Origin of the sequence: Salinibacterium sp. UTAS2018, from assembly GCF_004118935.1 — a bacterium.
GTDB lineage: Bacteria > Actinomycetota > Actinomycetes > Actinomycetales > Microbacteriaceae > Rhodoglobus.
In genome coordinates, this window is record NZ_CP035375.1 from 2,934,125 (window position 1) to 2,952,229 (window position 18,105).

Here is an 18,105-nt window from a genome sequence, read left to right on the forward strand (position 1 = left end):
GCGCTTTGTTAGTTCAGGCTCTAGTAGCGAGGCTTGCGCTTGGGACGATCGTCGTAGCTGCCGCCGCTTTCGCGACCGCCGCCGCTGCTGTCACTGTCTCGGTTGTTGTAACCGCGCGATGCTTCACGTTCGCGGTTGGCGCGGGCGCCACCTTCGAATGAGCGGTCACGGCTCGGGTACTTGTCGCCAGCGGAACGTGCTCCGCCGCCGTTGGCCTTGCGGTCCGGTGCGATCTCAATCAGCTTGCCGCTGATGCGAGTGTCACGCAGACGCTCGAGCACATCTTTCGACATGTCGGCAGGCAACTCGACGAGCGAGAAGTCCGGGCGAATCTGAATGTGGCCGAAGTCGTCACGGCTGAGTCCACCTTCGTTGGCTAGTGCGCCAACAATCTGGCGGGGCTCAACGCGCTGGCGCTTGCCAACCTCGATACGGTACGCGGCCATGGGCTTCGTGGAACGCGGGCGGCGCTCGGGGCGATCGCCACGCTCTCCGCCACGGTCGCCACTACGCTCGGGGCGATCGGTGCGTGCCTTGCGCTCATCACGCTCTGCGAAACGCTGGGCGCGTTCTTCTTCAGCCGAAAGCAACAGGGGAGTATCACCCTGAGCCACGACGGCAAGCGCCGCAGCAACATCCGCTTCAGGAATATCGTGGTGTTCAACGTAGTGAGCGATGATCTCGCGGAACGCGGTGATGCGTGGCTGCTGGTTGAGCGCTTCGGTGATGGCGTCGTCGAAGCGCGTGAGACGCGTGGAGTTGACGTCTTCAACCGAAGGAAGCTGCATTTGCGTGAGCGGCTGGCGCGTGGCCTTCTCGATGGCGGTCAGCAGGCGACGCTCGCGAGGAGTGACAAAGCTGATAGCCGAACCGCTGCGACCGGCGCGACCCGTGCGACCGATGCGGTGCACGTACGACTCGGTGTCAACGGGGATGTCGAAGTTCACGACGTGGCTGATGCGGTCGACGTCGAGTCCACGAGCGGCAACGTCAGTTGCTACCAGGATGTCGAGCTTGCCCGACTTGAGCTGGTTGACGGTGCGCTCACGCTGAGCCTGAGCAACGTCACCGCTGATCGCGGCCGCGGAGTAACCACGGGCGCGCAACTTCTCTGCGAGGTTCTCGGTTTCGCTCTTCGTGCGAACGAAAATGATCATGCCTTCGAAGTTTTCGACCTCGAGGATGCGGGTGAGAGCATCCACCTTTTGCGGGTAGGACACGATCAGGTAGCGCTGCGAGGTGTTGGCCGACGTAGTGGTCTTGGCCTTGACAGTGATCTCTTCAGCGTTGTTGAGGTACTTCTTGGAGATGCGGCGGATCTGGGCCGGCATCGTCGCGGAGAAGAGTGCAACCTGCTTGTCATCCGGGGTGTCGGCGAGGATCGTCTCAACGTCTTCGGCGAAACCCATCTTGAGCATCTCGTCGGCCTCATCGAGAACGAGGTACTTGAGCTCAGAGAGGTCGAGGGTGCCCTTGGCGAGGTGGTCCATGATGCGGCCGGGAGTACCGACAACAACGTGAACGCCGCGGCGCAGCGCCGACAGCTGAACGCCATAGGCCTGTCCGCCATAGACGGGGAGCACGTGCACGCCACGCATGTGGGTGGCGTACTTCTCGAATGCCTCACACACCTGCAACGCGAGTTCGCGGGTGGGGGAGAGCACGAGCGCTTGAGGCTTGCTCTGGGATACATCGAGGCGCGAGAGAATCGGCAGCGCGAAAGCTGCGGTCTTTCCCGTGCCGGTCTGGGCCAGGCCGACTACGTCGCGCCCTTCCAGAAGAGTAGGGATAGTGGCTGCTTGGATAGCCGACGGCGTCTCGTAGCCAATGTCGCGGACCGCTTTCAATACCGCATCGCTGAGAGCGAGGTCGGAGAAAGTGATCGCGGTCTCGGTGGTTTCAGACGGTGCGGTTGAATCAGAATCGGTCATTGTGTCAACAGTACCTGCTTAACCCCTAGTAACATGCGGTTTTAAGGGCGCTTACCCAGTATTCTGCCCGGAATCGTGCCCGAGTACTATCGAAACTGCGGCTAAGCCTCGCGCCGACGGATCAGCATCGGCTCTGTAACGGTCTGGCGAGTGTGCCGTCGCGGCAAAATTCCGATGATTTGATTGTGACCATGGCTTTACTGAAGGACTTCAAGACCGCACGCAAGGTGGTGCGCACGATGCTGCGCTCGCGCCGCAATCGGCGAAGCGTTGCCGGGCTGCTGGATGAGCATCCACTGCCCGTTCCTGGCTCAGTGAGTATTGCCGTTTACTTCGCCGATACGAAGGTGAATCTGTACCAGATGCGGCAGTGGTACGCGCCCCTCGAAGAGCTTTCGAAGCGTTTTCCCGTGGCCATCATTGCGCGTTCACCGAGCGCAGTACTCGCGCTGTGGAATGAAGCTCCTGTGCCCACGGTCTATTTGCGTCGTGTGTCAGAGCTGGAGCAGTTCGTAGCCGAGCAGCCGTTGAAGATCATTTTCTACGTCAACCAGAACGCCAAGAACTTTCAAATGTTCCGCTACGGCCGCATGTGGCACGTTTTCATCAACCACGGTGAGAGCGACAAAATGTACATGACGACCAACCAGTTCAAGGCTTATGACTTCAGCTTCGTTGCCGGGGATGCCGCGCTCGATCGCCTGAGCTACAAACTCTGGGACTTCGACATCAAGAAAAAGGCGATTCCTATCGGGCGCCCGCAGGCCGATCATTTTGCCGGCGATCTTCCGTACACTCCCGACGACCGAACAGTCATTCTGTACGCTCCCACCTGGGAGGGCGACCGTGATGCTGCCGCCTACGGCTCGATCGAAAGCCACGGTGTCGCCCTCGCCAAGGCAGTAATCGCCAGCGATAAGCATCGTCTGATCTATCGCCCGCACCCACGTAGCGGAGTGGTGAACGATGCCTACAAGCGTGCCAATGTCGACATCATCGCGGCCATTGCCGAAGCGAATGAGTCAGACCCGTCGGTGCAGCACGTGTACGACGATGGCAAAGAAATGGGCTGGCAGCTTGTCGCAGCGGATGTCGCGATCACCGATGTCTCGGCGATGGTCTATGACCGTCTCGCCACGGGCAAACCTCTCATCGTTACTCGCCCTCTCTCGGAGCATGCCGAAATCGATGAGGGCGGCTACCTCGGCTCCTGCGAGTGGCTGCGCGCCGACCAGGCGGGCGACATTCTGGCCATTGCTGAGCGAGTGCAGTTCGACACTGAGGCGAAAGAGCGCTTGGGGTATTGGGCCGAGCGCCATTTCGGCGACACCACTCCCGGTGCAGCAACCGCCCGTTTTCATGACGCAGTCGAGTCGTTGGTGGCGTTGTGGCACCGTCACGCGCAGATCCACATCGGTGATCGTCTGGTCACCGAAGCTGACCCCTTCGAAGACGACGAGGATGAATCGCCCGACGCTGAATAGTCAGCGCGAAGGTTAGCGCCCAGAGTCGTGCTCGGGCGCGTGCGCGTGTCCGGGCGCGTGCTCGGGGTGAGGGGCCGACTCGAGGCCACTATCGCTGCTCGCCTCGATTGCGGGTAATTGATCGCTGTCGAGGTGGTTTTCCAGATCGGCGAGGGTCTCTAGCTCCACCCAACCACGACGTTTTCGGCGCAGAGGTAAGGCTGGCAGCGAAGGCAGTCGTGAGCGTGTGCCGCGGACCTTGGGCGTTTTAGCCGCTTTCGGGAGCGCGATTACCGGCTCGAGCCATGCAGGCAACGTTGCTGGTGCCGGACCAAACCCTTGACGAGCGGTGCGTACGATTTGGCGGCCCAAAATGTTGTTACCGCCGCCGCCAATAACAGCACCGATACCGAACGGCATAAGGCGGCCGACAACATTCGTGCCTTGAGCGGCTGCGTAGCGTTTGAGGAAGGTTTTTTTGAGGCGGTCGGCGATAGGCCCCACTAGGGTGCTGGGCAGATTCTTAGCGAGGGTCTCGCCCCAGAACGCTGAACGAACGGCACCGGCACCGGTCGCTTGGGCCGCGAGCTGTTTCACGAGGTCGCTGCCAGCACCGCCCAGCACCATCGTCATCACGAGGGCGCGCGCACGGTCAGGGTCGTCGACAACGATTCCGTGGACTTCGGTGACCGACTGAGCAAAAAGGGCGCTGGCTTCGAGAAAGCCCGCTGTCTCGACGCCCGACAGCGCGAGCGATGCTCCAGTGCCGACGGCGGGGATCGCCGCGCTCGCTCCCACGAGCGCGCCACCGGTTGTCACGGCAGCCAGATAGCGGCGTTCGAGAACGGTGATGATCTCATCCGGAGTGGCGTGAGGTTTGCTGCGACGGATGCTGCGGATGTGTGCGAGCACAACCGGACGCTGCACCGTGAGCACGCGGTCGATGCCGCGCACCACCATCGGGTGAGAGCTGCTGATATCGCTGTTTGCCATGCGTTTCAGCGTACCGGAGGCGTCTGACGGCATCCCGGGAGTGAGGCTGCCGTTGGCTAACTGTGACGTTCGTGAGCGACGGATGTCGGAGCATCGCCCACACCGCTAGAGGCCAATACCGCCAGAGGCCAACACCGCCAGACGCCAATACCGAGAGACGCCACACCGAGTGGGAGAGTTACGCGGGGTAGTCCTTGTTGTAGAGCGCGAGCACATCGTTGATGGGGCCGTCGAGCACGAGATCGCCTTTGTCGAGGTAGAGCCCGCGGGAGCAGAATCGGCGGAGGTCTCGCTCGTTGTGAGAGACGAAGAAGAGAGTGCGACCGCCCTCTAAGAGTTCTTCAATGCGGCGGTAGCACTTTTCACGGAAGGCCTTATCGCCGACAGCGAGCACTTCATCCACCAGGATGATCGGTTCCTCGAGGCGTGAGATCACAGCGAAAGCAATGCGCACGCGCATCCCGCTCGACAGGTGCTTGTACGGGGTGTCAATAAAGCGCTTAATCTCGGCAAAATCGATGATCTCATCGAAGCGATCGTTGATTTCGCTCTTCGTCATGCCATGGAGGCCCGCCGTGAGGTAAACGTTGTCGCGAACGCTGAGGTCGTCGACAAATCCACCCGTGATTTCGATCAGCGGGGCAACGCCTTTGTCAACGTGCACACTGCCCTCATCGGCCAGCATCACTTCGGCTACGAGCTTGAGCAGAGTCGATTTTCCTTGGCCGTTACGACCAACGACGCCGATTGCTTCACCGGCGTTGACGTCGAAACTTACGTTGCGCAGCGCCCAGAACTCGTCGGCTCGTGCTCGCCGTTTGCGGCCGGCGAAGAGGTCTTTGAAGCTGCGGCGCGATCGACGATTGAGGCGGAAGCGGATGCCCGCATCCTCTACTCGAATAACGCTGTTGTCGGTCATTAGATTTCCTTCAGCACGGCGCGTTCGGTGCGAGCGAAGACAAGGATTCCTACAGCGAGCAGGATCACGCTCATGAGCGCCGCTATCAGTACGGCCGACCAATTGAGCTGGTCGGGAAAGAACGCCGCTCGGTAGAGCGAGAAGATTCCAGCGAGCGGATTGAACGCCGCGAGGGTCTCAAGCCCCAACTTGCCGAGATCGGATAGCCCATAAATGATGGGGGAGGCGTAGAACAAAAACCGCAGCGCCAGTTTCACTGCGCGCTCGAGGTCGCGGAAGAACACTACGAGCGGGGCGACGATGAGACCAACGCCCATCGTGAGAATCGCCTGAAGGATGATTCCCAGCACAAAATAGACTGCTTCCCAGTGCAGCACGGCTCCGTTGAAGACGGCGAATAGAGCGAGAACGGGAAGGCTAGCGATGAACTCGATCCCCTTTGAGAGCACGAGTCGTGCTACCCAGATGGTGCGGGGGATTTTGGTCGATCTGATCAGTTTAGATTCGCGAAGGTATGCCCGAGTGGCGTCGGAAACTGCGCCGTTGAACCACATCCAGGGCAGCAGGGCCGCGAGCAAGAACACGATGTAGGGCTGTTCTCCGACCGTACGCTCGAAGACGCGAGTGAAGACAAACCAGTAGATGCCCGCCATGACGAGGGGATCGAGGATGCTCCACACATAGCCGAGAGCAGACGTGGAGTATCGCACGCGGAGGTCGCGCACCGTGAGTAACCACAGTGTGCGGCGGTATCGGGTGAGGGGAGACCATGCTGATCGACCCAGTGCTGTGTGTGCCACGCCCCTATAGTAAACGGGCAAATCGACAGTCAGCCGCGCTCACGTGCATCTGCGTGAGTTATTCTTCGCTTTAACGAGCGACGTCCGCCCCACACTGAGTGCGAGACGGACGCTGCTGCGAGGCTCGGTGAGCCCCCGACAGTACTTATACGAAGAGGTTTGCGCGCTCGAGATCTTCAGCGAAATCGACCTCGATGGCGTAGAGGTCTGAGATGTCTACGGGCTCAATGAGCAGGTTGTCTTCTTCGATGGCGAGCTCGATGCCGCGTTCGAAGTAGTCCTGGTCGCCGACCTTCTTGAGGTGGCGCAGCAGCGTGGACTTAGCGTCGCGTGAAATGTAGTTGATGCCGACAGCCTCGCCTAGCCCGCCCTTGACGGTCTTGGAAAGCTCCTTGATGAAGCCCTCAGCGTCGGTCGTGTACTTGACCTCTTCGTCAGATACCTTCGCGGTGTTGACGCTGACGAATGACTGATCGCGCGCAACCATGGCTGCGGCACGTTCAAGAGCGGTGGGGTCGAAGACAACGTCGCCGTTCATCCAGAGCACTCCACCAGGAGTGGACGCCTGAAGCGCACGCATGAGGCTCTTCGACGTGTTGGTCTGGTCGTACTGCTCGTTGTAAACGAACGATGCCTCGGGAAATGCTTCGATGATGTGCTCGAGCTTGTAGCCGACGACGATTGTGACCTTGACGTTGTTGCCGAAGGCGTGGTGGATGTTGTCGAACTGCTGCTTCATGATGGTGCGGCCATCGCTGAGCTCAGTCAGTGGCTTCGGAAGCGAGCGGCCCAAACGGCTGCCCATGCCGGCAGCTAAAATAACGACCTGTGTAGTCATGGTGGTCTCCTCAGTAGTTCTGGGGCTCGGGTTCAAGGTTGATGATTTACCTACTGTTAACCCGAGATTGAAAAATACGACACACCTTTGTGCGATAGTCAGGCTAACTGTGTAGGCCGAGAACTCCATAGATTTTTGAGGGTTGTTGCCTATTTGTGATGCAGGCTCATTCTTGAGGCATCTGATTGGTAGGTTTGGACAGTGGAAAACGCCCAAACCCCCGACGAGGGCAAGAAGACTGTTGAAACGCCGGTAACGAAGCCCGTGAGCAGCACCCGAAAGCCTGCGACGGCTCGTGGTTCTCAAGCGAAATCGGCTACCGCCAAGCCTTCAGCCTCTGCTACTCGTAAGCCTGCCGCCAAGAAACCCGCTACCCGCACAACGAGCGCCTCGGCGACGAATGCAACGCCCGGTGCTGCCAAGCCCGGTGCTGCCAAGCCCGGTGCGGCCAAGCCGAGTGCTGCGAAGCCGCGTGCTGCCAAGCCCGGTGCGGCCAAGCCGAGTGCTGCCAAGCAGGCTGCTGCGAAGCCGAGTGCTTCCCCACGCCCGGCGGCGAAGTCGACTGCTGCTGACGCGGCGTCCACGCCTTCAGCGCTCAAAAGCCCCAAGCCGCGAGCACCGAAGCCGCAGGCCCCCAAACCGAGTGGTCCGAAACCCGCTAGCCCAGAGTCAGCCTCACCGAAGCCCACCGCACCTGCTGTTGACGCCGACCTGACCGCTACCGACCTGACCGCTACCGATGTCGCCGCTCTCAGTCCTAGTGAGGGCCCTGAGGGCACAGTCGTTGACGCTAGCGACGCAGCAGTGAGTGTCCAGGCTGCTGATACCGCTGATGCCACTGATACCGCTGATGCCACTGGGGAAGCTGATTCTGAGACTGTCGACGTCGTCGTCGACGGCGTTGAAGCAGCTGACGCCGACGGAGAGGCTGATTCAGGGGATTCAGGAGATTCCGAAAAATCGGTTGATTCGGCTCGCGAGCCGGCGGAGGCCACAACTGACGCGAAGCCGGAGCAGGACGTTCCCGCCGCAGAGGAGAAGCCGGATGCCGTTCTTGCGGGGTTGGCACGCCTGCGAGCACTAGCCTCGCAGTTTGCCGCCCCGGCAGCTGAAGCAGCAGCCAAGAAAGCTGCCGAGCAGAAGCTCGCCGATGAAAAGGCGGCCGCCGACAAGGCTGAGACTGACAAGTTTGAAGCCGAACGTGCGGAAGCGGAAAAGGCTGAGGCAGAGAAAGTCGAAGCGGAGGCGGAAGCCGAACGCGCGGAGTTGGAACGTGCTGAAGCCGAAAAAGCTGAAGCTGAGAAAGCGGAAGCCGAACAGGTAGAAGCTGAACGTCTGACGGCCGAGAAGCCTGCTGACGTCGAGAAGCCTGCTGACGTCGAGAAGACTTCTGACGTTGACGTGACGCCCGTTAGCGCCCCAGATCGAGCCGACGCCGACGCCGACGCCGACGCCGACGCCGACGCCGACGCCGACGCCGAAGCCAGCGAGTCAACGACAGCCGCGCCAATGACGGCCGAGCCAGACACCATTGCTCGCGAGGACGAGGAGCTGAGCTCCGACGCTCCAACGATCGTTGTCGAGCCCAAGCGCGATGACACCGTCAGCGTTGAACCGGAGGATGTGAGCGCAGCCCTGGTCGCCGTTGACCCGACCGTTGCGCACGGACTCGAGGCGACATCCGACGACGTGGTGTTGCAGGTAAACGGGCTCTCGAAGGACTTCGGAGACACCGTTGCCGTCGATGACATTCGCCTCAGCGTGCGCGCCGGAGTGTTTTACGGCATCGTCGGCCCTAACGGGGCGGGCAAGACCACAACGCTCTCGATGATTACTGGGCTGCTGCGACCCGACTCGGGTAACGCAACCGTCAACGGCGTCGACGTGTGGGAATCACCCGAAATTGCGAAGCGCTCCATCGGTGTGCTGCCTGACCGCTTGCGCATCTTTGACCGCCTCACCGGGTCTCAACTGCTGTATTACTCGGGCGTACTGCGTGGTCTCGAAGCATCGGAAGTGCGCAAGCGCTCTGCAGATCTTGCTACCGCGTTCGGGCTCGACGACGTCATGGGGCGACTCGTCAGCGACTACTCCTCGGGAATGCTCAAGAAGGTCGCGCTCGCGGCCGCCATGATTCACTCACCGCGGCTTTTGGTACTCGACGAACCTTTCGAGTCCGTCGATCCTGTGTCGGCGGCAACCGTGACGCGCATCCTGAAGCAATACGTCAACGCGGGGGGCACGGTGTTGCTCTCGAGCCACCGGATGGAACTCGTGCAGCGCGTCTGCAGCCACGTCGCCGTCATCGTTGAGGGCAGGTTGCTCGCGGATGGCACGATCGACGAAGTTCGCAACGGAATGTCGCTCGAAGACCGTTTCGTGCAACTGACCGGTAAGAATTCCAATGGGGGAGGGCTCGAGTGGTTAAGCAGTTTCTCCGACTGAAACTCACCCTTCTCGCGAATGCGTTTCGTCGGGGACCGCTCGTAGCATCCGCCATGGGATTGGTGCTGATCTACAGCGCCGTGCTTTTCGTGATCGCCATTACCGCCGTGGCGGACCTGCGTACCACCACGGCAGAAGTCGCCGGAGCAACCTTGGTGGTCTTCGGCTCCGCTGTGCTCGTCGGGTTCTTGGTGATGCCGCTGGGCTGGAATGCGGATGACGCGCTCGACCCACGCAGATTCGCCTACCTGCCACTCAGTCGCCTGACACTCGCTGCCCTCCTTCTCCTCGTCGGTGCGATCAGCATCCCCACGGTGATGCTTGTCGGGCTCACGATCGCGCAAATCGTCGCGTGGTCTGGCACCCTAGCCTCCGCGCTAGTCTCTGTGCTTTCAGGGCTGATTGTGATTGGCACGGCGGTCGTGGGAGCTCGCCTCGCGAGTCTCGTCGCGGCCCGCTATCTCAGCACCCGTCGTTTGCGGGAGAGCTTCGGCATTGTCGCGGTCACTCTCGTTGTGGCATCGCTGCCGATCGCCGTTATGCTCGCGCTCGCCGACTACCAGTCCCAAGTGTTGCCCGTGATCCGTCGCCTCGCAGCCGCGCTGGAATGGACGCCGCTCGGCGCAGCCTTCAGTGCCCCGGCGTCAGCGGCAGCGGGGGACACCGGCGATGTTGTCGGCAAACTCGCCATTGCTCTCGGCTTCCTCGCCGTTCTCGCAGCCTGCTGGTACTTCCTCTTAGGCTTCGTCCTCTCGCGGCCCGAACGCAGCGCTGTCGAAACCTATCGCTCCGGACTGGGATGGTTTCGTCTTATGCCCGCGACTCCGCTGGGGGCGGTTGCGGCCCGCAGCCTGAGCTACTGGGCTCGGGATGCGCGCTACTTCGTTGCTCTTGCGGCAATCCCCATCATCCCGATCGGAATGGTGGCGGCGCTGCTCGTCGGCGGCATTGGCGCCGACGTGATCGCCTGGATCCCCGTTCCTGTCATGTGTCTGTTTCTCGGTTGGAGCGCTCACAACGATGTCGCCCACGACAACACGGCACTCTGGACTCATGTCTCGGCGCACACGCGCGGCTCGGATGACCGTTGGGGGCGCATCGTGCCCAACCTTCTCGTCGGCATTCCCCTGGCGGTTATGGGAAGCATCCTCACCGTGGTCATTGTGGGTAATGGCGAGGCGCTTCCCGGTCTGATCGGGCTCAGCCTCTGCGTTCTCTTTGCGGGTCTCGGCGTCTCCAGCGTGAGTTCGGCGGCCTTCCCCTACGCAGCACCGCTTCCCGGGCATGGGGCCTTCATTCAACCGCAAGCTCTCGTGTCGAACGCGGCCACTGTGCAGTCCTTCACCTTCGCGCTCTCGACCCTGTTCGCCGTGCCGGTGCTCGCGATCGTGCTGTTCAATCCCTTCACGACCCTTCAGCCGAACTGGGCTGCATTCATCGTGGGTGTGCCGCTGGGGCTGCTCGTGCTCGTCATTGGCGTGTACTGGGGCGGCCGCATCATGGTGCGCCGCGGCCCAGAGCTCTTGGCTCTCTCCTCACAAAACTGACCAACCCCATCCGAGCCGGGTCAGCAGAATCACAGACACCAGCTCACCGCGACGGAAGTAGAATTGGCCCATGGCTGACACCGACATCACAGGCGGCGGAACCGACACTCTCGACCGCGAACTCGAAGAACTGCTCAACCAAGAGCAGGTTGAAGAGGGCGACCACGAGCGCTTCTCGCACTACGCGCCCAAAAACAAGATTATGGAATCGGCGCTTTCGGGCAAGCCGATTCGCGCCCTCTGCGGCAAGCTCTGGACGCCGGGTCGCGACCCGGAAAAGTTTCCGGTCTGCCCCACCTGCAAAGAGGTTTACGAAAAGATGAAGGCCTAGCGATAGACCGTGGGCAACACGGGCTCACCGCGGGAAAGCCGAAAGGCTGTCTGCGGTAGCTCGGCCATCGCTTGCTCGCGGTGGTCTCGGGCGGCTGTCGTTCCGCTGGCACCGAGCCACTGAGCATCCGCCGCTCCCGCCGTCATGAGCGGAACGTTCAGTTCGCGGCCCTCGACCTCGGGCCGAGCATCCTGAGTTTGAAAAATCAGCTCGGATGTCGCAACACCGTTCTGCATCGTACGAATCGCCGCCTTGTGGCCGCCTACCGTCGCCTTGGCAGCGGACTTTTTGGCGACCGAAACCCACTCGCCCGCGTCGTTGTGATGGGCAACGAGCTTGTAGACCATGCCGGCGGCCGGGTGGCCGGAACCGGTGACGACCGAGGTTCCGACGCCGAAGGAATCAACGGGAGCGGCGCGTAACGCAGCGATCGCGTGCTCATCGAGATCGTTCGTGACGGTGATGCGAGTCTTAGTGGCGCCGAGCGAATCGAGCTGAGCGCGAACCGACGCGACCTGGGTGGCCAAGTCGCCGGAGTCGATGCGCACGGCGCCGAGCTCGGTGCCGGCAACCTTGACGGCAAGCGCGACGGCGTTCTCAACGTCGTAGGTGTCGACGAGCAGCGTTGTCGAGGGGCCGAGAGCAGCGACCTGCGCCTGGAACGCTTCTTCTTCGGTGTCGTGGAGCAGCGTGAACGAGTGTGCGGCGGTGCCCATCGTCGGCACGCCCCAACTGCGGCCCGCCTCGAGGTTGCTGGTGGCGCTGAAGCCTGCGATGTACGCGGCGCGAGCGGATGCCACGGCCGAGCGTTCGCCCGTGCGGCGTGATCCCATCTCAGCGAGGGGTCGCGCGTCGGCGGCAGACACCATGCGGGCAGCGGCGGAGGCCACAGCCGAGTCGTAATTCAGCACACTGAGGGCCACAGTCTCGAGCAAGACAGCCTCGGCAAACGATCCCTCGACGGTGAGCAGAGGGGAGCCGGGGAAGTACGCGTCGCCTTCGCGATACCCACTGATGTCGCCCGTGAAGCGATAGTTGGCGAGCCATTCGATTGTCGCGGGACTCACGATCGCGTTGCGCGAGAGGAAGCTCAGTTCGTCGTCGCCAAAGCGGAACTCTGCAATCAGCTCGAGCAGGCGCCCCGTGCCGGCGACAATGCCGTAACGGCGGCTGTCGGGCAGGCGACGGGCGAACACTTCGAACACGCACTGGCGTTCGTGGCGGCCACTGCCGATAGCGGCGTCGAGCATCGTCAGCTCGTATTGGTCTGTTAGTAGAGCGGTACTCACCTGACCAGCGTACGCGACCGTCGCTCAATGCTGGCGGGGAGTGTTCGGGCATCCACCACTACGATTGAAGGCGTGACTGATGCACCCATTGGCGTTTTCGATTCCGGAGTCGGCGGCCTCACCGTTGCCCGCGCCATCATCGACCAGTTGCCGCACGAATCCATCACCTATGTGGGCGACACTCTTCACTCGCCCTACGGTCCTAAGCCCATCGCGGATGTACGTCGCTATGCGCTCGAAGTGATGGACCGCCTCGTTGACGATGGCGTGAAGCTGCTCGTGATCGCGTGCAACACGGCCTCGGCTGCGATGCTGCGGGATGCTCGTGAGCGCTACACCGAGGCGTACGGCATCGAGGTGGTCGAAGTTATCCAGCCCGCTACGAGGGCGGCAGTTAGCCAGACCCGCAATCGTCGCGTCGGAGTGATCGGTACGACCGGCACCGTCAAATCGCGAGCCTACGAAGATGCCTTCGCTGCGGCATCCGACATTCAATTGTTCACGCAGGCCTGTCCGCGTTTTGTCGAATTTGTTGAAGCCGGTATCACTACCGGCCCCGAAGTTTTGGCGGTCGCCGAGGAGTATCTGGCGCCGCTCAAAGCCGCTGATGTCGATACTCTCGTGCTCGGCTGCACTCACTACCCGCACATCTCTGCGGCGATTCAGTACGTGATGGGTCGCGAAGTGACGCTCGTGTCGAGTGCTGAGGAGACCGCGTACGACGTGTACAGCACGCTTGTGGCCCACAACCTGCTGCGCGATTCGACTGAACCCGCTCGCCATACCTTTGAGGCCACCGGGCCAGACAAGCTCGGTTTCACTCGCCTCGCTTCACGTTTTATGGGGCCCAATATTGTGCGCGTCGAGACCTTCGACACCGGCGTAATTAACCTCCCCATTCTCGATTAGCGATGCGGATGCTCCACCGCCCCGGTGGCAAGCAACCCGTGATCGCGCCCACCCCACACCCCAGATTTCACCGATAGAGAGAAGACAGATGTCACGTCACGACGGCCGCGAAAACAACGAACTGCGCAAGGTCACGATCGAGCGCGGGTGGAGCGACCAAGCTGAAGGTTCCGCCCTGATCTCGTTCGGTAAGACCAAGGTGCTGTGCACGGCATCCTTCACGAACGGCGTTCCACGCTGGATGGCAGGCAAGGGCAAGGGCTGGGTTACAGCCGAGTACTCGATGCTTCCCCGCAGCACGAACAGCCGCATGGACCGCGAAGCCGTCAAGGGCAAGGTCGGCGGCCGTACACACGAGATCTCCCGCCTCATCGGTCGCAGCCTGCGCGCTGTCGTCGACATGAAGGCGCTGGGCGAGAACACGATCGTGATCGACTGTGACGTTCTCCAGGCTGACGGCGGAACCCGCACGGCTGCGATCACGGGCGCTTACGTTGCTCTGGCCGACGCCATCGAGTGGGGCCGCGAGAAGAAGTTCATCGGCAAGAACTCGAAGGCTCTCTTCGACTCGCTCGCTGCCGTGAGCGTCGGAATCATCGACGGCGAGCCTATGCTCGACCTCGCCTACGTTGAAGATGTTCGCGCCGAGACCGACATGAACGTTGTCGTCACCGGCCGCGGTCTCTTCGTGGAGGTTCAGGGCACCGCGGAAGGTGCCCCCTTCGACCGCCGCGAACTTGACTCCCTGCTCGACCTTGCCCTCGGCGGGGCAGTAGACCTCACCGCGCTTCAGGTCGCCTCGCTCGCTGAAGGCGCTCCGGGCTCCGCGGCAGCAGCCAACTAGCCTCATGCGCATCGTTCTCGCCACCCACAACGCTCACAAAGTCGCCGAGCTGCGCCGGATTCTCGGCCCGGCTCTCGATGGACTTGAGCTCGTTGCCTACGACGGGCCCGAGCCCGTCGAAGACGGCGACACGTTCCAGGCCAACGCGCTCATCAAAGCGCGGGCTGCCGCCGCCCACACTGGGTTGCCCGCGCTGGCAGACGACTCCGGAATCTGCGTTGATGCGCTGGGCGGTGCCCCCGGCATCCACTCGGCTCGGTATGCGGGAACGCGAAATGACACAGACAACCTCCAGCTGCTGCTGTCGAACATGGAAGGTGTGGATGACCGCGCCGCCCAGTTCGCGTGCGCTGCCGCGTTTGTGATTCCTGGCGATCAGTCGCGCGAGTTCGTGGAACTCGCGCTCTGGCCGGGAACCGTGGCGCGCGAACGCAGCGGCTCCGAAGGCTTTGGCTACGACCCCATTTTCTGCCCCGACGGTCAACCCGGAACCTCCGCAGATCTCACTTCAGACCAGAAGGATGCCCTTAGCCACCGAGCGCAAGCTTTCGCGGCGATCATGCCGGTAGTGCGTGATCAACTGCTCGGCGACGAGCAGTAACAGGTCAACGGTCGAGCGAAGCAGCGCAACAACGTAGGGTTGAGGCGTGTCTGAACATGATGATCCCCACGCCGTTGACCTTGCTCTTCCTATCGCAGCCCGCATCGCGGCTGCCAGCGAGCGGCACGGCGAAGACACCGTAGTCGAGCGCGCCGTCTCTCTCATCGAGGGCAACAACGAGGGCAAAGAGTTCTTGCTCGTCGTCGGTGGCGAGCACGCTCAGGGCATCCTCGATGGTGCTCCGGTGCTGTACTGGCCCGAACTATGGGGAACCCGTGCGCTCTTGCACGCCTGGAACGACAAAGCTGCGGATGCCGTACGCGCCGCTCTCAGCAACCAAGCGTGGCGTGTGCGCGAGATGGCAACGCGAGTCGTTGCTACTCGTCGCGTTGACGCTCACGACGAACTTGCGGCGCTCCTGGAGGACGACACCGCTCGTGTTCGCGCCTCCGCGGCTCGCGCGCTTGGCACCGTCGGATCCCTCGACGACGTCGAGGCGATTTCGGCCCTCGTCAAGGATGAAGACATTGAGGTGCGTCGAGCTGCTCAGCAGGCCGTCGCCGCTATTCGCAAGCGTTCGCCGAAGCAGTAACCCGCGCCTACGCCGTAGCGAACGCCGACCATCCGACCTCGTCGTTAGTCGTCGAGATTCTGGTCGAAGTCTTTGGGGTGCAGGGCGAGAGCCTCGGCCTCATCATCGTCGAGTGTGTCTGGCTGGCCAGCTTCGCGTGCCTTTTTTGCTTTGTGCGATGAGCGGAAGTAGTGGAATGCTGTCGGCAACACCGTGAGGGTTACGGCGGCGAGCAAAATGAGGTCGATGTATTCGACGATGAAGTCGCTGAGCCACGGGATATAGCCCAACAGGTACCCGCCAAAGGTGAGCCCGGAACCCCACGTGAGAGCGCCGATCGCGTTATAGAGCGAGTACTTGCGGTAGTCCATGTGGCCGACACCCGCGGCGACTGGGGCGAACGTTCGTACGATCGGAACAAAGCGAGCCAGAATGACGGCGGCGCCACCGAAGCGGGCGAAGAAGGCGTTGGTGCGTCGCACATTCTCGACGCTGAAGAGCCCGGTCTCTTTGCGTTCGAATACTTTGGGGCCCAGCTTGTGCCCAATGAGATAGCCGACTTCTCCACCGAGGAAAGCGGCAAGACTGATGGCCAAACAGACCCACCAGATGTCGAACTCGATCACGCCGGCGAAGGTGAGCACGCCGGTGATGAGCAGCAGGGTGTCACCGGGCAAAAAGAAGCCGACCAGTAATCCGGTCTCGGAGAAGACGATGAGGGCAACGCCCAGCAGCGCGAACGCCCCGAAACCGTTGATGAGGTTTTGGGGATCGAGCCACGGGATGAGGGCTGTGCCTACCAAGGGTTGTCTCCAGAATCGTCGGCTAGGTGCGCGTAGTCGGCGACAGTAGCTATGTACCTCACAGAGTAACGGGTGCTGAGGGGGCTTCGCTGTGGGGGATACCCCCGGTTCTGGCCGAAATCGTGACGGGTTGCTATCGTTGGGGAAGCAACTATCGAAAGGGCGCTATGAATCTCGATCAGAGCCATGAACACGATCACATTCATGTCGGGAATGTTTTTTCGGCCACCTGCCCGTGCCGCGATCTGCTGGATGTCGTTGCCAGCAAATGGTCGGCGCTTGCTATCGGCGCGCTGCTGGGCGGCCGGATGCGCTTCGGGGAGCTGCAGCGCCATCTGGATGGCATCTCACCCAAGGTGCTCACGAGCACTCTTCGCCGGCTTGAAGACTACGGAATCGTCGATCGTGAAGTGTTTGCCGAGGTTCCCTTGCGTGTGGAGTACACCTTGACGGCGCTCGGGCGAGATGCGGGAGTTCCGCTGGAAGCCCTGCGGGTATGGGCCGAGTCTCAACTCGAGCATGCCCAACGCACTGAGGCCGCCCGCGCTCTCGCCTAGCGGGCCCCTGCGGCGCAATCTTCCGGGGGTAAGGTGCCGCAGGTCGCTTACCTCGGGGTAAGTTGCCTCCCTTGCGGGTCACCAGTGGGGCGGGTTTAGCGTGAAGTTCGCACGTTAGCGATCACGCAAAGGACCCCAGTGAACACCCCAGCTCCCTCCCGCTTCAGCATTGGATCAGCAGCGCCCGCCGTCGTCACTCGCGGTGGCGGATCGATTGAGGCCGAGGGAAGCCTGGTCGACACCGAACTGACCATTGACGCTACAGCCGGTCACGACATCCTCGTCGAAGTAGTTGCCGTTTCGGTCAACCCCGTCGACGTGAAGGTGCGCGCTGGCGGAGAGATCGCTGATCGAGTTATCGGATGGGACGCGTCGGGTGTCGTAGCCGCTGTCGGCCCTGAGGTCACTCTCTTTCAGCCGGGCGACGAGGTCTGGTACGCCGGAGATATCACTCGCCCCGGCACCTACTCGCGCCTGCACCATGTCGATGAGCGCATCGTGGGTCGCAAGCCGTCGAGCTTGACGCATGCCGAGGCTGCAGCGATGCCGCTCACGACCATCACGGCCTACGAGGCGCTCTTTCACAAGCTCAAGCTCAGTAAGGACAGCTCGGGGACCCTGTTGGTTCTGGGAGCTGCTGGGGGAGTGGGTTCGGTGCTCATTCAGCTCGCCAAGAAGCTCACGGGCGTTCGGGTAATCGCCACCGCGTCACGCGACGAAACCAGCGCGTGGGTGACTGGGCTGGGCGCGGATGCGGTTGTCGACCACCGCGGCGACCTTGCGGCCAACGTCGCAGCTGTCGCCCCCGAAGGCGTGGACTGGGTGTTCACCTCGCAGACCGGCACGAACCTGCCCGCGATAGTCGAGCTCATCAAGCCGTTCGGCGAGATCGTTGCCATTGACGACGAGGCGGGGCTCGACCTGCTCTCGCTCAAAGGCAAGGCGCTCAGCTGGCACTGGGAACTCATGTTCACTCGCTCCGCTCAGCACACCGCCGACATGGTGCTGCAGCATGAGCTTCTGAACGAGGTGGCTGACCTCGTGGATGCCGGCGAAATTCGTACGACTCTCACCCGCACTTTCAGCCCGCTGAATGCTGAACAGCTGCGGGCCGCCCATGCGCTCGTGGAAACGGGGAGCGCCATCGGCAAGACCGTGGTGACGTCAGAAGTCACGGCAGAAGTGGCACCAGCTAACTAGACCGGGATCAGGCCTGGAGCAGGCGCACGGGGAGCGAAAGCTCGTCGTGCGCCTTTGTCGTTGC

The 18,105-nt window shown here is 61.9% G+C and carries 17 protein-coding genes; 10 read left to right on the plus strand and 7 right to left on the minus strand.

Annotated features, from left to right (window positions below):
- Positions 1-20 precede the first annotated feature (20 nt).
- A complete protein-coding gene (locus ESZ53_RS13945) occupies positions 21-1,931 on the minus strand; it encodes a DEAD/DEAH box helicase (protein WP_129073380.1) in 1,911 nt (636 codons plus the stop codon).
- A 191-nt stretch (positions 1,932-2,122) separates the two neighbouring features.
- Here ESZ53_RS13945 and ESZ53_RS13950 point away from each other — a divergent pair, with 191 nt between their 5' ends.
- Entirely contained in the window at positions 2,123-3,415 is a 1,293-nt protein-coding gene (locus ESZ53_RS13950; RefSeq protein ID WP_129073644.1) for a CDP-glycerol glycerophosphotransferase family protein, read from the plus strand.
- Positions 3,416-3,427: 12 nt separating this feature from the next.
- Here the strand turns inward: ESZ53_RS13950 and ESZ53_RS13955 are convergent, their stop codons facing one another.
- From ESZ53_RS13955 to ESZ53_RS13970, 4 genes are all read right to left on the minus strand, one after another.
- Positions 3,428-4,387: a hypothetical protein gene (locus tag ESZ53_RS13955; RefSeq protein ID WP_210403811.1), complete on the minus strand. Its 960-nt coding sequence runs from the start codon at positions 4,385-4,387 to the stop codon at positions 3,428-3,430.
- 178 nt (positions 4,388-4,565) lie between these two features.
- Positions 4,566-5,306 carry an ABC transporter ATP-binding protein gene (locus ESZ53_RS13960; RefSeq protein ID WP_129073381.1) on the minus strand — a complete coding sequence of 247 codons (741 nt, stop codon included), beginning with the start codon at positions 5,304-5,306 and terminating at the stop codon, positions 4,566-4,568.
- The gene (locus ESZ53_RS13965; protein ID WP_129073382.1) at positions 5,306-6,106 is read right to left on the minus strand and encodes an ABC transporter permease; all 801 of its coding nucleotides are present in this window, start codon (positions 6,104-6,106) and stop codon (positions 5,306-5,308) included. Before ESZ53_RS13965 ends, ESZ53_RS13960 begins: the two co-directional genes overlap by 1 nt.
- A 145-nt stretch (positions 6,107-6,251) precedes the next feature.
- On the minus strand, positions 6,252-6,944 hold the full coding sequence (locus ESZ53_RS13970; RefSeq protein WP_129073383.1) for an NTP transferase domain-containing protein: 693 nt from the start codon (positions 6,942-6,944) through the stop codon (positions 6,252-6,254).
- A 201-nt stretch (positions 6,945-7,145) separates the two neighbouring features.
- On the opposite strand from ESZ53_RS13970, the gene ESZ53_RS14510 reads away from it, so the two are divergent.
- From ESZ53_RS14510 to ESZ53_RS13985, 3 genes are all read left to right on the plus strand, one after another.
- Entirely contained in the window at positions 7,146-9,389 is a 2,244-nt protein-coding gene (locus tag ESZ53_RS14510) for an ABC transporter ATP-binding protein (protein ID WP_246837329.1), read from the plus strand.
- 53 nt (positions 9,390-9,442) lie between these two features.
- Positions 9,443-10,936, plus strand: coding sequence for a hypothetical protein (locus ESZ53_RS13980; protein WP_210403812.1), 1,494 nt, complete (start codon positions 9,443-9,445; stop codon positions 10,934-10,936).
- A 70-nt stretch (positions 10,937-11,006) separates the two neighbouring features.
- Positions 11,007-11,267: a DUF3039 domain-containing protein gene (locus ESZ53_RS13985; RefSeq protein WP_129073385.1), complete on the plus strand. Its 261-nt coding sequence runs from the start codon at positions 11,007-11,009 to the stop codon at positions 11,265-11,267.
- On the opposite strand, the gene ESZ53_RS13990 is transcribed toward ESZ53_RS13985, so the two are convergent.
- Complete coding sequence (locus ESZ53_RS13990) at positions 11,264-12,517, minus strand: nicotinate phosphoribosyltransferase (RefSeq protein ID WP_129073646.1); 1,254 nt, start codon at positions 12,515-12,517, stop codon at positions 11,264-11,266. The two genes, ESZ53_RS13985 and ESZ53_RS13990, sit on opposite strands and share 4 nt — an antisense overlap.
- Before the next feature lie 111 nt (positions 12,518-12,628).
- On the opposite strand from ESZ53_RS13990, the gene murI reads away from it, so the two are divergent.
- The 4 genes from murI (at position 12,629) to ESZ53_RS14010 (ending at position 15,502) form a co-directional block, all read left to right on the plus strand.
- Positions 12,629-13,465 carry a glutamate racemase gene (gene murI, locus ESZ53_RS13995; RefSeq protein WP_129073386.1) on the plus strand — a complete coding sequence of 279 codons (837 nt, stop codon included), beginning with the start codon at positions 12,629-12,631 and terminating at the stop codon, positions 13,463-13,465.
- Between the two features lie 88 nt (positions 13,466-13,553).
- Positions 13,554-14,309, plus strand: a complete 756-nt coding sequence (gene rph, locus ESZ53_RS14000; protein ID WP_129073387.1) for a ribonuclease PH — start codon at positions 13,554-13,556, stop codon at positions 14,307-14,309.
- A 4-nt stretch (positions 14,310-14,313) separates the two neighbouring features.
- On the plus strand, positions 14,314-14,910 hold the full coding sequence (gene rdgB, locus ESZ53_RS14005) for an RdgB/HAM1 family non-canonical purine NTP pyrophosphatase (protein ID WP_129073388.1): 597 nt from the start codon (positions 14,314-14,316) through the stop codon (positions 14,908-14,910).
- Between the two features lie 46 nt (positions 14,911-14,956).
- A complete protein-coding gene (locus ESZ53_RS14010) occupies positions 14,957-15,502 on the plus strand; it encodes a HEAT repeat domain-containing protein (protein ID WP_129073389.1) in 546 nt (181 codons plus the stop codon).
- Positions 15,503-15,546: 44 nt separating this feature from the next.
- Here ESZ53_RS14010 and ESZ53_RS14015 read toward each other — a convergent pair whose 3' ends face one another.
- On the minus strand, positions 15,547-16,284 hold the full coding sequence (locus ESZ53_RS14015; protein WP_129073390.1) for a DedA family protein: 738 nt from the start codon (positions 16,282-16,284) through the stop codon (positions 15,547-15,549).
- Positions 16,285-16,451: 167 nt separating this feature from the next.
- Here ESZ53_RS14015 and ESZ53_RS14020 point away from each other — a divergent pair, with 167 nt between their 5' ends.
- Both ESZ53_RS14020 and ESZ53_RS14025 read left to right on the plus strand, forming a co-directional pair.
- On the plus strand, positions 16,452-16,841 hold the full coding sequence (locus tag ESZ53_RS14020; RefSeq protein WP_129073391.1) for a helix-turn-helix domain-containing protein: 390 nt from the start codon (positions 16,452-16,454) through the stop codon (positions 16,839-16,841).
- Positions 16,842-16,979: 138 nt separating this feature from the next.
- The gene (locus ESZ53_RS14025; protein ID WP_129073392.1) at positions 16,980-18,041 is read left to right on the plus strand and encodes a zinc-binding alcohol dehydrogenase family protein; all 1,062 of its coding nucleotides are present in this window, start codon (positions 16,980-16,982) and stop codon (positions 18,039-18,041) included.
- Positions 18,042-18,105 lie beyond the last annotated feature (64 nt).

Bases quoted from the DNA above. Each gene is read 5' to 3' on its own strand.
- ESZ53_RS13945 (WP_129073380.1), bottom strand. From the start codon at position 1,931: ATGACCGATTCTGATTCAACCGCACCGTCTGAAACCACCGAGACCGCG.
- ESZ53_RS13950 (WP_129073644.1), top strand. From the start codon at position 2,123: ATGGCTTTACTGAAGGACTTCAAGACCGCACGCAAGGTGGTGCGCACG.
- ESZ53_RS13955 (WP_210403811.1), bottom strand. From the start codon at position 4,387: ATGGCAAACAGCGATATCAGCAGCTCTCACCCGATGGTGGTGCGCGGC.
- ESZ53_RS13960 (WP_129073381.1), bottom strand. From the start codon at position 5,306: ATGACCGACAACAGCGTTATTCGAGTAGAGGATGCGGGCATCCGCTTC.
- ESZ53_RS13970 (WP_129073383.1), bottom strand. From the start codon at position 6,944: ATGACTACACAGGTCGTTATTTTAGCTGCCGGCATGGGCAGCCGTTTG.
- ESZ53_RS13980 (WP_210403812.1), top strand. From the start codon at position 9,443: ATGGGATTGGTGCTGATCTACAGCGCCGTGCTTTTCGTGATCGCCATT.
- ESZ53_RS13985 (WP_129073385.1), top strand. From the start codon at position 11,007: ATGGCTGACACCGACATCACAGGCGGCGGAACCGACACTCTCGACCGC.
- ESZ53_RS13990 (WP_129073646.1), bottom strand. From the start codon at position 12,517: ATGCTCGACGCCGCTATCGGCAGTGGCCGCCACGAACGCCAGTGCGTG.
- rph (WP_129073387.1), top strand. From the start codon at position 13,554: ATGTCACGTCACGACGGCCGCGAAAACAACGAACTGCGCAAGGTCACG.
- rdgB (WP_129073388.1), top strand. From the start codon at position 14,314: ATGCGCATCGTTCTCGCCACCCACAACGCTCACAAAGTCGCCGAGCTG.
- ESZ53_RS14020 (WP_129073391.1), top strand. From the start codon at position 16,452: ATGAATCTCGATCAGAGCCATGAACACGATCACATTCATGTCGGGAAT.